This window comes from Pantoea sp. UBA7232, assembly GCF_002473195.1.
Taxonomy (GTDB): Bacteria; Pseudomonadota; Gammaproteobacteria; order Enterobacterales; family Enterobacteriaceae; genus Pantoea; species Pantoea eucrina.
The window spans coordinates 283,569-298,711 of the sequence record NZ_DKTK01000006.1 but is presented as its reverse complement, the minus strand read 5'-3'; the positions used below and the strand labels follow the sequence as shown (position 1 = coordinate 298,711).

Here is a 15,143-nt window from a genome sequence, read left to right as displayed (position 1 = left end):
ACAGGCCGCCCGCATCAGGCCTGTCAGGGTGCGGGCTGGCAGCGGCATAATACGCGCAAATGCGGCAAATTTCTTAGTGAGATTGTTTCCGGGCGTTAAAAAGGCCGCAGTTATGTGCGGCCTCAGAAAAAAGCAGGGAAATCAGAACAGCCTTGGTCCATAGCCCCACAGCACAACCGTCAGCGCCAGCAGCACTTCAAATACCAGTACCCCTATCGCCAGCGTTGAACCGGAGAAGCGCATGCTCTCTTCGCGGTCGATATTCAAAAACACCGGGATGCCGACATAGAGCAGGTAGCCGGTGTAGACCAGCGCCACGGCACCTGCCAGTACGCAGAGCCATACCAGCGGATAAAGTGCGACCAGACCGCTGAGAAACAGCGGCGTGGCGACATAGCCGGCGAACACGGTACAGCGCTGAATACCGGGACGCTGCGGATAGTCGCGCGCCATCCAGTGAATGACCCGCCCCATTACCGCGACGCCACCCAGAATTAACAGATAAAAGAGAATACCCAGACCGAGGCCAGTGAGCAGATTGAGCTGAATAAAGCGATTGTCGCCCAGATTCCAGCCAAATTGTGTCGTGCCGATAAAGGCGCAGATAACCGGTATCGCTGCCATCAGCAGCACGTGATGCGTGTAATGATGTGAAACGCTTTCGTTTTCCTGCTTGATATGGCGCATTTCCTGATTCGGATGCGCCAGAAGACCCCAGACATGATTCATAAAATCACTCCTCTGATGCAGTGGGCCGCCCCTTTAGCATTCAGCCAGACTCCGACAGGCAGCGTCTCTTCAAGTATAACCAGCGCGCCTGTTTTTGCGGCCCGCTGCACAAAAAAAGCCGCCTGCAGCTACACTGCTCAGGTGTCTGTTCTGTCCAGGGAGAAAAAATTGCATCTCGATATCAATGGATTAATCACCCAGTATGGCTATCTGGCCCTGATGATTGGCTGTATTGCCGAAGGGGAAACCTTTACCTTGCTGGGCGGCGTGGCGGCGCATGAGGGGCTGCTGCACTACGGCGGCGTGGTGCTGGCGGCGATGGCAGGCGGCATCATTGGTGACCAGCTGCTGTTCTGGCTTGGCCGCCGCTACGGTACGCGCATTTTGCGCCGCTTCAGTAAACATCAGGCGACGATTGGCAAAGCTAACCGTCTGATCCAGAAGCGTCCCAGCCTGTTTGTTATCGGCGTGCGCTTTATGTACGGTTTTCGCCTGATTGGGCCGATTATCATCGGCACCAGCCGTCTGAAGCCGCTGCGCTTTTTTGTGCTTAATGTTATCGGTGCTGCGCTCTGGGCGCTGATTTTTGTCACGCTGGGCTATTTTGCCGGCGAAATCATTGCGCCCTGGCTGCATAAGCTCGATCAGCATCTTAAACATTTGGTCTGGCTGGCGGCGGCTATCGTCACCGGTATTGTCTTACGCTATCTGATCCGCCGCTGGAACCACCGCCGCGCCGGTTAACTGTGGTAGCCTTTGAACTGCGGATTCGCCAGAGTGAATCCGCCATCACACGCTCTCCTCGCTGTTAACGATTTTTCAGTACAGAAGTTATCCATCCGTGCCACGGCGCTGCCCGGCCAGCCGTTTCGTCTATAGTTAACAGTCAGATAAGGTACCGGAGGCGGGATGAGCAAAATTAAACGCAGAATTGATGACCACGGCGTAATCGGCGATTTGCGCACCTGCGCCCTGATCGCAAACGACGGCACTATCGACTATCTCTGCTGGCCAGAGCTGGACAGCCCTTCTGTCTTTGCGGCGCTGCTCGACAGCGAAGAGGCGGGCCGTTTTACCCTTGCGCCTGACTGGCCACAGGCACGTCGCCAGCAGCTCTACCTGCCTGATACCAATATTCTGCAGACCCGCTGGCTGGCCGATGAGGGGGTGGCGGAGATCACCGACTATATGCCGATCTGCGACGAGAGCAGCAAAGTCCCGCGGCTGGTACGTCGGGTAAAAATGGTGCGCGGCACCGCCACTTTTCAGCTGGTCTGCGCGCCGCGTCACGATTACGCCCGGGCTGAGACGCGCGCTGAAATGCGTGAAAGCGGCGTGGCCTTTCTGGCGGAGGGGCAGCCCGCGCTGCGCCTGAGCGCTACGCTGCCGCTGCGCTGCGAAAATCAGGCGGCGGTAGCGGAATTTACGCTGCAGAGTGGCGAACACGCGGAGTTTGTCTTTGGCAACGATGACGATCCGCACGTTGAAACCATCTCAACGGCGCGCTGCTTTCAGGATACGCTCGATTACTGGCTGCGCTGGAGTAATCACAGCTCCTATCAGGGGCGCTGGCGTGAAATGGTGACGCGTTCAGCGCTGACGCTGAAGCTGCTTACCTCACATGAACATGGTTCGATCGCCGCCGCCGCCACCTTTGGCCTGCCGGAGGAGCTGGGCGGCGAGCGCAACTGGGACTACCGCGCCTCCTGGATCCGCGACGCCTCGTTCAGTATGTATGCGCTGATGCGCCTTGGCTATGTAGAAGAGGCGCACAATTTTACCCGCTGGGTCGGCCGTTGCGTTGAGCACAGTCATGACGACACGCCGCATCTGCAGGTGATGTATCGTCTCGATAGCGGCACTGAACTGCATGAAAGCGAACTGCTGAACCTCTCTGGCTACGCCGATTCACGGCCGGTTCGTATCGGTAATGACGCGTGGCGTCAGACGCAGCTTGATATTTATGGCGAGCTGATGGACGCCATCTATCTGGCCAACAAATATGGCGACGCCATCTCCCACCGCGGCTGGCTGCACGTCTCCAGCATGATTGATTACGTCTGCGACAACTGGAACCAGCCGGACGCCGGCATCTGGGAGATGCGCGGTGAGCCGGAGCATTTTCTCCACTCGCGCCTGATGTGCTGGGTGGCGCTGGATCGCGCGCTGCGGCTGGGCATGAAGCGTTCACTGCCGATGCCTTACGATCGCTGGGACCGGGTGCGCAGCGAGATCCGCGACGATATCTGGCAGAACTTCTGGAACGCCGACCTGGGGCATTTCACTGCGACGCGCGGCGGCACCGCTCTGGATGCCTCAATGCTGCTGATGCCGCTGGTGCGCTTTGTCAGCTCCACCGACCCCGACTGGCTGGCCACGCTGGATGCCATCAAGGCTAACCTGGTCAGCGATGGTCTGGTACGGCGCTATAATATCAGCGAAACACCGGCTGACGGACTGGCCGGCGGCGAAGGCTCTTTTGTCGCCTGCTCTTTCTGGTACGTAGAGTGCCTGGCGCGCGCCGGCCGGGTGCAGGAGGCGCATTTTGAGTTTGAGAAGCTGCTAAGCTATGCCAACCCGCTGGGTTTGTATGCCGAAGAGTTTACCGAGCGCGGCTATGCCCTGGGCAACGTTCCGCAGGCGCTGAGCCACCTGGCGCTGATCAGTGCCGCCTTTTTTCTTAACCGGAAACTCAGCGGTGAAGTGACGCTCTGGCAGCCCTGACTATTCACAATTTGGGTCATTGCGCCAACAGATTTATCTGTTAAGAAGGACTTTTTGCGTAAAGTATCTTCAGGCAGTAAAAATCATCATTCCCATCGCCGCAGCAATGCACATATAATGCGCAGCGGGTCACACCGACCACGATGGGTTCGATACACTGACAAGCCTGAAACACGGCCATAACGACTTGTAAAAACATGAAAAAAAGCATTCGCGCGTTCGCTTCACTAGCTCTTGCCCTGGCCGCTTTCAGCCAGTCAGCCTTTGCTGTCGTCTATCCGCTTCCTGCAGCGAATAGCCGCCTGATTGGCGAAAATATTGAAATCACCGTGCCGGAAGAGAGTAAACTTCCGCTGGAAGCTTTTGCGGCTCAGTACCAGATGGGCCTCAGCAATATGCTGGAAGCGAATCCCGGCGTTGACGTTTATCTGCCTAAAGCGGGCAGCAAAATGGTGATCCCACAGCAGCTGATCCTGCCTGACGCACCGCGTGAAGGCATCGTGATCAACAGCGCTGAGATGCGTCTCTACTACTACCCGAAAGGCACAAAGACCGTGGTCGTGCTGCCTATCGGTATCGGTGAGCTGGGTAAAGATACTCCGGTAAACTGGACCACCAAAGTAGAGCGTAAAAAAGCGGGTCCGACCTGGACGCCAACCAAGGCGATGCACGCTGAATATGCGGCACGCGGCGAAAGCATCCCGGCGGTCTTCCCGGCTGGCCCGGATAACCCGATGGGGCTGCACGCGCTCTATATCGGCCGCCTGTATGCCATTCACGGTACCAACGCCAACTTCGGTATCGGCCTGCGCGTCAGCCACGGCTGCGTCCGCCTGCGTGCTGACGATATCAAATGGCTGTTTGATAACGTGCCGGTCGGCACCCGCGTTCAGTTTATCGATCAGCCGGTTAAAGCGACCGTGGAGCCGGATGGTTCACGCTGGATTGAGGTGCACAACCCGCTCTCCACCACGGAAGAGCAGTTCAACTCACGTGAGCTGGTTCCGATCAATCTGACTTCAGCCGTAACGAAAGTGGTTGCTGACGCCAGTACCCGTCAGGATGCGGTCAACAACGCCATCCAGGCTCGCAGCGGCATGCCGACCAAAATCAACGGCCAGGCTGACGATGCGCAGCCGGCAGCGATTGCCGTGCAGGAATCGGCTGATGCGATGCCAAAAGAGGAACCGATGACGCCGCAGGGCGCAACGGCCGTCGCACCGCCAGCCGATCAGCCTGCTGCGCAGCCGCAGGCCGACGCGCAGCCGGCACCGGTCGATCAGGCGCAGCCAGCGACCAGCAACAGCCTCTGATATCGTTCTGACGCCGTCAGAAAAGCCAGCCTCCGGGCTGGCTTTTTTATTGCCATCATCATTCTGTCACACTGCAGGCGTATCACACTGCCAGTAGCGGATGCCGTGGGTGCATCCGATTGTCAATGGGGTGTGTCATGGCTGAAACCAGTTTACCGGCGGCGCGCGGACGTCCCGATCTGCAGCGCGGCAGCGGTCCGCTCTCCCGCATACTGTTTCTGCTGCTGCTGGCCGCAGGGCTGATTTTTACCGGGGTTAACCTGTTTAATGATGTGGCGGAAACCGGCGCGGCGATCACCACCTATACGCCCTTTGTGCTGCTGACGCTGGCGTTACTGATTGCGCTGGGATTTGAATTTGTGAATGGCTTTCACGACACCGCCAATGCCGTAGCCACGGTGATCTACACCCATTCTCTGACGCCCGGCGTGGCGGTGGTCTGGTCCGGCATCTGCAACTTTCTTGGTGTGCTGCTCTCCAGCGGCGTGGTGGCGTTTGGCATTATTTCGCTGCTGCCGGTCGAGCTTATTCTGCAGGCGGGCAGCGGACACGGCTTTGCGATGGTCTATGCGCTGCTCTTCTCTGCCATTATCTGGAATCTGGGAACCTGGTATTTTGGTCTGCCCAGCTCCTCGTCCCATACGCTGATTGGCTCCATCATCGGCGTCGGCGTAGCGAATGCGCTGCTGCATGGCCGCAGCGGCACCAGCGGCGTTGACTGGGATCAGGCGCTGAAAGTGGGTTACGCCCTGCTGCTCTCGCCGGTTATCGGTTTTGTCTGCGCGGCTCTGCTGCTGCTGGCGCTGAAAGCGCTGGTGCGTAATCGTCAGCTCTATCAGGCGCCCGACAGCGCCCGCCCGCCGCCGGTCTGGATCCGCGGGCTGCTGATCCTGACCTGCACCGGCGTCTCTTTTGCACACGGCTCTAATGATGGTCAGAAAGGCATGGGGCTTATCATGCTGATTCTGGTCGGCACGATGCCCATTGCCTATGCGCTGAACCGGTCGCTGCCGCCGGAGCAGATCCCACGCGTCGCCGCGCTGGCGCAGGTCACGGAGCAGCAGCTGCTGACGCTGCAGCCGGCACCCGGGGCGATGCCGGCACCGCGTACGGTACTGACTGAGTTTGTCCGCAGCCGTCAGCCCCGGCCTCAGGTGCTGCCGGCGCTGGGCCTGCTGCTGGGTGATATCAGCGATCAGATCCGGCGCTACGGCTCGGTGAATAATATTCCGGCACAGGCGGTGACCAATACCCGTAACGGTATGTACCTGGCTTCGGAGAGTATCCGGCATCTGCAGAGCAGCAGCGTAACGCTGCCTGAAGAGACCGCCCGCAATCTCAGCGCCGTGAAGCGCGAGCTGGACAGCGCCACGCGCTTTATTCCGCTTTGGGTAAAAGTGGTGGTGGCGCTGGCGCTGGGTCTGGGCACGCTGGTGGGCTGGCGACGTATCGTCATTACGGTAGGCGAGCGCATCGGCAAATCGCATCTCAGCTATGCCCAGGGTGCCAGCGCCGAACTGGTTGCGATGGCGACTATCGGCGCAGCTGATGCGTATGGCCTGCCGGTCTCCACCACGCACGTGCTCTCATCGGGCGTGGCGGGAACCATGGCCGCAAACCGTTCCGGCCTGCAGCTTGCCACGCTGCGCAACCTGGCGATGGCCTGGATCCTGACGCTGCCGGTCTCCGTGCTGCTGGCGGGCGTGCTTTATGCGCTATTTGCCCGGATATGAGCGCCGGTAAAGCAAAAAAAAGCCAGCACGGAGGCTGGCTTTTAGCATGGAAAGCGCATAACGCTTAGCGCACCAGGCGCGCCGCATAGCGCTCAATTGCGGCAGCGATATCGGCAGATACCCGCAGCGTCCGCACTTCGCTGAAGAGAACGTTCGCTTCGGCGTAGGCTTTACGCAGATAGCCCAGCCACTGTTTGATGCGCGCAACGTGATAGTTGCCGGTATCTCCCTGCTTCTCCAGCTGGGTATACTTCAGCAGCAGCGCCACTACGTCCGGCCAGGCCATCGGCGCCTCGTTATGCTTCACTACGCGCCCGAGGTTAGGCACATTCAGCGCACCGCGGCCCAGCATCACCGCATCGCAGCCGGTGATACGCATACACTCCTGCGCATCTTCCCAGCTCCAGATCTCACCGTTGGCGATAACCGGGATCGACAGCCGCTGACGAATTTCGCCAATCGCCTGCCAGTTAATGCATTCAGCCCGGTAGCCATCCTCTTTGGTGCGGCCGTGTACCACCAGCTCGCTGGCTCCCGCCTGCTGTACCGCATCGGCAATTTCAAAGCGGCGATCGCTGCCATCCCAGCCGAGCCGTACTTTAACCGTGACCGGCAGGTGATCCGGCACGGCGGCACGCATCGCCTGCGCGGCGCGGTAAATCAGCTCCGGATCTTTCAGCAGCGTGGCACCGCCACCGCTGCCGTTAACCAGCTTTGACGGACAGCCGCAGTTAAGATCGACGCCCCACGAGCCGAGTTCAGCTGCGCGGGCGGCGTTTTCTGCCAGCCAGGCGGGGTGCTGTCCCAGCAGCTGCAGCCGCACCCGCGTACCGGATGGCGTGCGGCTCTGGTGGCGCAGCTCCGGACAGAGGCGATAGAACGACTTTACCGGCAGCAGCTGATCGACCACGCGCAGAAACTCAGTCACGCAGAGATCGTAATCATTGACGCCGGAGAGCAGTTCACGCACCAGTGAATCCAGTACGCCCTCCATCGGAGCCAGTAACACCCGCATCGCGTTATGCGTTCCCGTTGCCTTTGGCAGCCGGACGACGTGAACGTGCCGGTTTGCCCGCGTGACCTGCCGCCGGACCGTTACCGCCCTGACGACGCGGCGCGCGCGACTCACTCTGCGGACGTGCCGCACCGTTGCCCTGACGCTGACCGCCGCCGGAGCGACCGGCGTTGCCGCCCTGCCCCTGACCACGACCGCGCGGCTGCTGCTGGCGACCATTCTGGATCGGCTCCGCTTTAATGCTCGGATCCGGCTCAAACCCCGGCAGCGCAATGCGCGGGATCTCACGCTTCAGGAGGCGTTCGATATCACGCAGCAGCTTGTGCTCATCAACGCAGACCAGCGACAGCGCGGCGCCGGTTGCCGCCGCGCGTCCGGTACGGCCGATACGGTGTACATAATCTTCCGCTACGTTTGGCAGCTCATAGTTCACTACGTGCGGCAGCTCTTCGATATCAAGACCGCGTGCAGCGATATCGGTAGCGACCAGCACGCGAATGCTGCCCGATTTAAAATCAGCCAGCGCGCGGGTACGGGCGCCCTGACTCTTATTACCGTGGATAGCCGCCGCGGTGATGCCATCTTTATTCAGCTGCTCAGCCAGATGGTTGGCACCATGCTTGGTACGGGTAAACACCAGTACCTGCTGCCAGTTGTCACGGCCAATCATCAGCGACAGCAGTTCCCGCTTGCGCTTTTTATCAACAAAGTGCACCTGCTGCGACACCTGCTCTGACGCGGTGTTGCGGCGGGCAACTTCGACCTGCTCCGGATTAGTCAGCAGTTTTTCTGCCAGCGTTTTGATTTCATCGGAGAAGGTTGCTGAGAACAGCAGGTTCTGACGCTTTGCCGGCAGCTTCGCCAGGACGCGACGGATATCGTGAATAAAGCCCATATCGAGCATGCGATCGGCTTCATCCAGCACCAGAATTTCTACCTGCGAGAGATCAACCGCATTCTGATGCGCCAGATCCAGCAGACGGCCTGGCGTCGCCACCAGTACGTCAACGCCGCCGCGCAGTTTCATCATCTGCGGATTAATGCTGACGCCACCAAATACCACCAGAGAACGCATGTTCAGGTACTGGCTGTATTCGCGCACGTTCTCACCAACCTGTGCGGCCAGCTCACGCGTTGGCGTCAGGATCAGCGCGCGCACCGGGCGGCGGCCGCGTGCAGCGGCAGGGTTTTCAGAAAGACGCTGCAGCAGAGGCAGCGTAAAACCGGCGGTCTTACCGGTGCCGGTCTGGGCACTCGCCAGCAGGTCGCGGCCAGCCAGTACCACGGGAATTGCCTGACGCTGAATTGGCGTCGGTTCGCGATAGCCCTGTTCTGCTACCGCACGCAAAATATCGGCATTCAAGCCGAGAGAGTCAAAGGACATGCAGGTGTATTACTCCGAACCGCCCTGATCGCGCTGCGCGATGTAGTTTTCAGGGGGGATATGACGCAGCCCCGGGGGCCTGCGTGTGAAAAGGGCACAAACTACCATGCGTAAGGGGGCGAGTGTATCAGCTTTCCCTGCACACTGCGACCTGCAAAACAGGCGCGTCGCCGGTTGTTGCTGCGTGGCGTGGCGTGCAGCAGGCAATAAAAAGGGAGCCTTTAAGGCTCCCTGACTGGCGGAATGCGCGGCGGTCAGCTACGCTTTTTCTCCACGCGGGGGGCAGGTTCTCTGGCCAGCAGAGAGACCAGCGCCGGACCCACCAGCATGACCACGCCCAGGCAACCAATCAGCAGGTTGTTATGGAAAAAGCGTGAGATCAGGAACAGCGTCAGCATCGCTGCGCCAAAATAGTAGGTTGTGGTGACCTCTTCCAGAGTGTCACCCATACGGCGTAAACGGGCACTACGCTGCAGGGCCAGCATGGAGATAAACACCACTGCATAAGCTGCCACCAGGGTACTGCTCACTTCAACCAGTGCCTTATGTTTCCAGCCCCAGACCAGTGCGGCAATTACCAGCAAATGCGTGGCGATGTGCAGACAGGTTTGACCGGTAACAATCTGAACACGATTAGACCATTTCATACTTTTCTCCTGGCAGACCCAACAGGTCGCCCAAGTGTATCTGACCGAAGCCAGACGGATTTCCTCAATGTAAAACAAATTTCAGATAAGACCTTAATTTTCTCGCCCTGGCACCACCCGTTTGTGACAAAGACTACACTTTGTTCTATTCATGATGAAAAGGAGCGCGTCGCAGTATGCCACAAAACACGCAAGGATTTTCATTTAAAGTCCTGACGATCAATACCCATAAAGGTTTCACCACGTTTAATCGTCGTTTTATTCTGCCGGAATTACGCGACGCCGTACGCGCCACATCAGCGGATATCGTCTTTTTACAGGAGGTAATGGGTACCCACGCTATTCATGCCGCACAGATAGAAGCGTGGCCTGAGAACTCACATTATGAGTATCTGGCTGACACCATGTGGCACGACTTCGCCTATGGCCGCAACGCGGTTTATCCCGAAGGCCACCACGGCAACGCGATACTGTCACGCTTTCCTATTGCTGAATATCAAAATCGCGACATTTCCGTTGCTGGCAGCGAAAAGCGCGGCATGCTGCACTGCCAGATTACGCTGCCCGACCGGGCACAGCCGCTGCATGTCATTTGCGTCCATCTTGGCCTGAAAGAGAAGCATCGGCTGACGCAGATGAAGATGATGTGCGAGGTGATAAACGCGCTGCCAGCGGATGCACCGCTGGTCGTAGCCGGGGATTTCAACGACTGGCAGGTGCGCGCTAACCGTTTTCTGCAGCGCGGTGCCGGTTTGAAAGAGGTGTTCAGCCTGAAAAATGGCCGGCCGGCGCGCACGTTCCCGGCACGCTTTCCGCTCTTACGCCTCGATCGTATCTATATTCGTAATGCGTCCGTCAGCCAGCCCTGGGCGCTGCCGGTCAAACCCTGGTCTCATCTGTCCGATCATGCGCCGCTGGCGGTGGAGATATTCCTATGAATTTCAACTGGCGTGACGGCAACCAGCTGCGCCTGCTGGAGAATGGCGAAGCGTTTTTTCCGCGCGTATCGGGTGCCATCCAGCGCGCCGAGCGCACGCTGCTGCTCGAAACCTTTATTCTTTTTGAAGATAACGTAGGTAAGGCGCTGCACCGTGACCTGCTGGCGGCGGCACAGCGCGGCGTGAAGGTCGAAGTCATGGTAGATGGCTATGGCTCTCCCGATCTCTCTGATGAGTTTGTTAATACCCTTACGGAGGCGGGCGTTCGGTTTATCTACTACGATCCGCGCCCGCTGGTCATGGGGATGCGTACCAATCTTTTTCGCCGTCTGCACCGTAAAATCGTAGTGATCGATGAGCAGATCGCCTTTGTCGGCGGCATCAATTTCTCGGCTGAGCACAACACCGATTACGGTCCGGAAGCGAAACAGGATTATGCCGTGGAGGTAAAGGGGCCGGTGGTGATCGATATCGCCCGCTTTGTCCAGATGGCGATGGGCAGCGATCAGATCACCCGCCGCTGGTGGGGAAAACCGTCAAGACATGTGGCCGTTAATGCCCAGCCCGGCAGCGCTCAGGTGCTGTTTGTTTATCGCGACAACAATGAACACCGCGACGACATTGAGCAGCACTATCTGGATATGCTGCGCAAAGCGAAACGCGACGTGATTATCGCTAATGCCTACTTCTTCCCTGGCTATCGCCTGCTGCGCGAGATGCGCAACGCTGCCCGGCGCGGCGTGCGCGTGCGGCTGATTGTGCAGGGTGAGCCCGATATGCCGATTGTGAAAGTAGGAGCCGAGCTGCTCTATAACTATCTGGTGGATGGCGGCGTGGAGGTCTATGAGTATTGCCGCCGGCCACTGCATGGCAAGGTCGCGGTGCAGGATCAGCACTGGACCACCGTCGGCTCCAGTAACCTCGATCCGCTGAGCCTGTCGCTTAATCTTGAAGCTAACCTGATCATTCACGACCGCGCTTTCAACCAGACGCTGCGCGATAATCTGGAAGGCCTGATTCAGCACGACTGTGTGCGCGTCCAGGATGACAAACTGCCGCCGCGCAACTGGTGGCAGTTAACCAAAGGCGTCATTGTCTTCCACTTTCTGCGCCACTTCCCGGCCATTGCTGGCTGGCTGCCTGCGCATACGCCTCAGCTATCCCAGGTCTCGCCTCCGGTTCAGCCTGAGATGGAGACGCAGGATCGGGTGGAAGCCAATAATGAAGGAGCGAAATCCTGATGAGCAAAAAGAATCCGAAGTGGCGGCTGGCGAAAAAAATTCTCACGTGGCTCTTTTTTATTGCCGTCGTTGTTCTGCTGGTGGTCTACGCGCGCAAAGTCAACTGGGAAGATGTCTACAAGGTTATCACCGGCTACAACCGCTATGTGGTGCTGGGTGCCGCCGGGCTGGTGATTGTCAGTTATATTACCTACGGCTTATACGATCTGATTGGCCGGGTCTACTGCGGCCATAAGCTGTCGAAGCGGCAGGTCATGCTGGTGTCGTTTATCTGCTACGCCTTTAATCTGACGCTCAGCACCTGGGTGGGCGGCGTCGCCATGCGCTACCGCCTCTATTCACGCCTGGGTCTGTCAGGCAGCACCATCACCCGTATTTTTTCACTGAGCATTGCCACTAACTGGCTTGGCTATATTTTACTGGGCGGCGTGGTGTTTGTCTCCGGCATGGTGCCGATTCCGCCACGCTGGTTTATCGGTGAAGGCACGCTGCGTATCATCGGAGGCATACTGCTGCTGCTGACGGCAGTCTATCTCTGGGCCTGCGCCTTTGCGAAAAAGCGGCAGTGGACGGTGAAGGGCCAGCGGCTGCAGCTGCCTTCACTGCGTATGGCGCTGTTCCAGTTTGCCGTCTCCTGCGCAAACTGGATGGTGATGGGCACCATTATCTGGCTGCTGCTGATGCGTGAAGTGGACTATCCCATCGTGCTGGGCGTGCTGCTGATCAGCAGTATTGCCGGCGTCATTATTCATATTCCGGCGGGTATCGGCGTGCTGGAAGCGGTGTTTCTGGCGCTGCTGAGCGGACAGCACGCGTCACACGGTGAAATTATCGCCGCGCTGCTTGCCTACCGTGTTCTTTACTTCATTCTGCCGCTGCTGCTGGCGCTGGTGCTTTATCTCTGGCTGGAGAGCCGGGCGAAGCATCTGCGACACAAAAATCAGCAGAAAATGGCAGAGCAGTAACCGCAGCTGGAAGGATAAAAAACGGGGGCGCATCGCTGCGCCCCCGGTAAAGATAAAGCCGGCGTCTTAGCGGCGGTTGCCGAAAATCCGCAGCAGCATCAAAAACAGATTGATGAAGTCGAGGTAGAGCGTCAGCGCCCCCATAATGGAGTAGCGACGCAGGTTTTCGCTATCGCGGGCGTCAATATTTTCACCCACCGCTTTCAGTTTCTGCGTGTCATAGGCGGTCAGCCCCACAAACACCACCACGCCGATATAGGTAATAGCCCACATCAGCGCCGGGCTTTTCAGCCAGAAGTTCACCAGCGACGCCAGCACGATACCAATCAGCGCCATAAACAGCAGGCTGCCGATACGGCTCAGATCGCGTTTGGTGGTGTAGCCGTAAAAGCTCATCGCCCCAAACATTCCGGCGGTAACAAAAAAGGTGCTGGCGATAGACGAGTAGGTGTAAACCAGAAAAATACTCGCCATGGTCAGGCCGGTCAGCGCCGAATAGAGCATAAACAGCGCCGTCGCCACGGCCCCGCTCATACGCTGGACCAGACCCGACAGCACAAAGACCAGCGCCAGCTGTGCGATGATCAGGCCAAAGAAGGTAATGCGGTTAGCGAACACCAGCTCCATGACCGCAGGCGTACGCGCGGCAAACCAGGAGACAAACGCGGTGAGCAGCAGGCCGCAGGTCATCCAGCCGTACACCTGAGCCATATAGGCCTGCAGCCCGGCCGACGCCGGCTGCACAAACGAATCATTACGTGGATATCGATCCATGATGCACCTCTCAAATAGAAATTACAGGGTCAGAGTGAAGTGTATACCATGCCGCCTCAACGGCGCGTCATACACTGCTGATATCGGCTGTTAACCCGCTGGGCAAACCACGCGGTGGTCAGATTACGGGTAATTTTCGGGCTCTCCAGTTTGATCCCCGGCAGCATCTCACGCGGCACCCGCTTGCCCGCCATTTTATCCGCCAGAATAAAGGTCTGTTTCCACAAAGTTGTATTGCTGAAGTCCGCCGTATCCCCTTTTTCCAGATCGCGGCGAATTTCCCGGTCGCTCATATCGAGGCGTTTGCCCAGCGTACGCACCGCCAGCTCAGTCGAGCCCGCCTGCTCGCTGCCATAATTGATCAGGTCGCCATCCAGCGCGAGGCGGATCCCACTGGCGCGCGCAATCGCGGCCTGAAACGCCGCGTTGCGGCTGGCATACCAGCCTGCGTTAAAGTCGGCAAAGCGATAGAGCGGCTGACTATAGTCTGCCGGATAGCCCAGCAGATGCTTCGTGCCGAACCAGATCCCTCCGCGCCGGCTGAACACCTCGCGCCGGATCGAACCATCGATGGCATACGGGTAGCCCTGCGCATGCGCCTCGGCAAAGGCAACGCTTACCTGCATCGGCCCGCCGGTGTGTACCGGGTTCAGTTTGCCAAACAGCGTCTGCCCCATCGGCACCATATCGATAAAATCATCAAAAATGGCGCTCAGCTCCTTTTCACTGCGCACCTTGTCCAGCCGCGCGGCGTAGCTTTCACCATTGGAGGATTTGATCAGCAGCGCAGTCCGCACCAGAAAGGCCGGAATGTGCAGCTTTGCCGCGCGCCGGTCAATCTCCCCCCAGGCAATTTTTGGCAGCCCGGGCACCTCAGCATCGGCGCTGAAATTTGACTCCTGCCCGGCGACGGCGATCACCGCGCACAGATTGCTGGCGCTCGTATCGAGCTGCTGGACACGGAAAGCGGTATAGATGTCATCAGCCCAGGCTGATTTTTGCGTCACGTACCCGGGCAGCAGCTGCTCAATCTGCGCTTTAACATCTGCGGGCTGGCGCGCCGGCGCCTGCGGCTCTTTTTTACTGCTGCAGCCGGCCACGATCAGCGCGGTCAGCAGAAGCGCGCCGCGGCGTAAGAAGGTTGGTTTCATCCTGCTCCCTGATAAAAAAATGCGTGCTTCAGGCACGTTGCGGGCGCGAGGCTCCCGGCCCCCGCCCTGTCAGTTATTACTCCCAGCGCGCCGCTGCCTGATGGTCGCTGTCACGCGCATCCACCCAGCGATCCCCCTCCGGGGTGGCTTCGCGCTTCCAGAACGGCGCACGGGTTTTAAGATAATCCATTATAAATTCTGCGGCTGCGAATGCGCTGCCGCGGTGTGCGCTGCTGACGCCCACCAGCACTATCTCATCACCGGGAAAGAGTTCACCCACGCGATGGATCACTGTTATCTGCTGCAATGGCCAGCGCTGCCGGGCAGCCTCAGCGATTTCCGCCAGCGCTTTTTCCGTCATACCCGGATAGTGCTCCAGCGTCAGCGCCGCTACGTCGGCGCCGAGGTTATGATTGCGCACTTTACCGGTGAAGGTAACGATAGCGCCATCCCGATCGTCTGCGGCCAGCAGCCGGTATTCAGCACCGGTATCAAACGGCTCGGGGCCAACGCGAATACGGGTTGTCAT

At 58.7% G+C, this 15,143-nt stretch carries 14 protein-coding genes; 7 read left to right on the top strand and 7 right to left on the bottom strand.

Annotated elements, in window-relative coordinates:
- Positions 1-141 precede the first annotated feature (141 nt).
- Positions 142-729 carry a Yip1 family protein gene (locus tag B4056_RS04785; protein WP_039383350.1) on the bottom strand — a complete coding sequence of 196 codons (588 nt, stop codon included), beginning with the start codon at positions 727-729 and terminating at the stop codon, positions 142-144.
- A gap of 168 nt (positions 730-897) precedes the next feature.
- Between B4056_RS04785 and B4056_RS04780 the strand changes: the two genes are divergently transcribed.
- The 4 genes from B4056_RS04780 to B4056_RS04765 all read left to right on the top strand — a co-directional run bounded on the left by B4056_RS04780 (position 898) and on the right by B4056_RS04765 (position 6,499).
- A complete protein-coding gene (locus B4056_RS04780; protein ID WP_094112246.1) occupies positions 898-1,473 on the top strand; it encodes a DedA family protein in 576 nt (191 codons plus the stop codon).
- A gap of 165 nt (positions 1,474-1,638) precedes the next feature.
- Positions 1,639-3,453, top strand: a complete 1,815-nt coding sequence (locus tag B4056_RS04775; RefSeq protein WP_150034524.1) for a glycoside hydrolase family 15 protein — start codon at positions 1,639-1,641, stop codon at positions 3,451-3,453.
- A 197-nt stretch (positions 3,454-3,650) separates the two neighbouring features.
- The gene (locus B4056_RS04770; protein ID WP_094112244.1) at positions 3,651-4,766 is read left to right on the top strand and encodes a L,D-transpeptidase family protein; all 1,116 of its coding nucleotides are present in this window, start codon (positions 3,651-3,653) and stop codon (positions 4,764-4,766) included.
- A gap of 137 nt (positions 4,767-4,903) precedes the next feature.
- Complete coding sequence (locus B4056_RS04765; protein ID WP_288653965.1) at positions 4,904-6,499, top strand: inorganic phosphate transporter; 1,596 nt, start codon at positions 4,904-4,906, stop codon at positions 6,497-6,499.
- Positions 6,500-6,563: 64 nt separating this feature from the next.
- Here B4056_RS04765 and dusC read toward each other — a convergent pair whose 3' ends face one another.
- The 3 genes from dusC to B4056_RS04750 all read right to left on the bottom strand — a co-directional run bounded on the left by dusC (position 6,564) and on the right by B4056_RS04750 (position 9,545).
- Complete coding sequence (dusC, locus tag B4056_RS04760) at positions 6,564-7,514, bottom strand: tRNA dihydrouridine(16) synthase DusC (protein WP_071669007.1); 951 nt, start codon at positions 7,512-7,514, stop codon at positions 6,564-6,566.
- A 4-nt stretch (positions 7,515-7,518) separates the two neighbouring features.
- Positions 7,519-8,898, bottom strand: a complete 1,380-nt coding sequence (rhlE, locus tag B4056_RS04755) for an ATP-dependent RNA helicase RhlE (RefSeq protein ID WP_071669006.1) — start codon at positions 8,896-8,898, stop codon at positions 7,519-7,521.
- Between the two features lie 254 nt (positions 8,899-9,152).
- A complete protein-coding gene (locus B4056_RS04750) occupies positions 9,153-9,545 on the bottom strand; it encodes a YbhQ family protein (protein ID WP_039383339.1) in 393 nt (130 codons plus the stop codon).
- 176 nt (positions 9,546-9,721) lie between these two features.
- Between B4056_RS04750 and B4056_RS04745 the strand changes: the two genes are divergently transcribed.
- The 3 genes from B4056_RS04745 to B4056_RS04735 are packed head-to-tail and all read left to right on the top strand — an operon-like array spanning position 9,722 to position 12,689.
- Positions 9,722-10,483, top strand: coding sequence for an endonuclease/exonuclease/phosphatase family protein (locus B4056_RS04745; protein ID WP_071669005.1), 762 nt, complete (start codon positions 9,722-9,724; stop codon positions 10,481-10,483).
- Positions 10,480-11,724, top strand: a complete 1,245-nt coding sequence (clsB, locus tag B4056_RS04740) for a cardiolipin synthase ClsB (protein ID WP_039383337.1) — start codon at positions 10,480-10,482, stop codon at positions 11,722-11,724. The genes B4056_RS04745 and clsB overlap by 4 nt, the downstream gene beginning before the upstream one ends.
- Entirely contained in the window at positions 11,724-12,689 is a 966-nt protein-coding gene (locus B4056_RS04735; RefSeq protein WP_094112272.1) for a lysylphosphatidylglycerol synthase domain-containing protein, read from the top strand. Before clsB ends, B4056_RS04735 begins: the two co-directional genes overlap by 1 nt.
- Positions 12,690-12,755: 66 nt before the next feature.
- Here the strand turns inward: B4056_RS04735 and B4056_RS04730 are convergent, their stop codons facing one another.
- From B4056_RS04730 to moaE, 3 genes are all read right to left on the bottom strand, one after another.
- Positions 12,756-13,463: a Bax inhibitor-1/YccA family protein gene (locus B4056_RS04730; protein WP_039383334.1), complete on the bottom strand. Its 708-nt coding sequence runs from the start codon at positions 13,461-13,463 to the stop codon at positions 12,756-12,758.
- Positions 13,464-13,519: 56 nt separating this feature from the next.
- Positions 13,520-14,614 (bottom strand): DUF1615 domain-containing protein, encoded by a 1,095-nt coding sequence (locus B4056_RS04725; RefSeq protein ID WP_094112271.1) that lies wholly within the window; start codon positions 14,612-14,614, stop codon positions 13,520-13,522.
- Positions 14,615-14,690: 76 nt separating this feature from the next.
- Positions 14,691-15,143, bottom strand: a complete 453-nt coding sequence (moaE, locus tag B4056_RS04720; protein ID WP_039383330.1) for a molybdopterin synthase catalytic subunit MoaE — start codon at positions 15,141-15,143, stop codon at positions 14,691-14,693.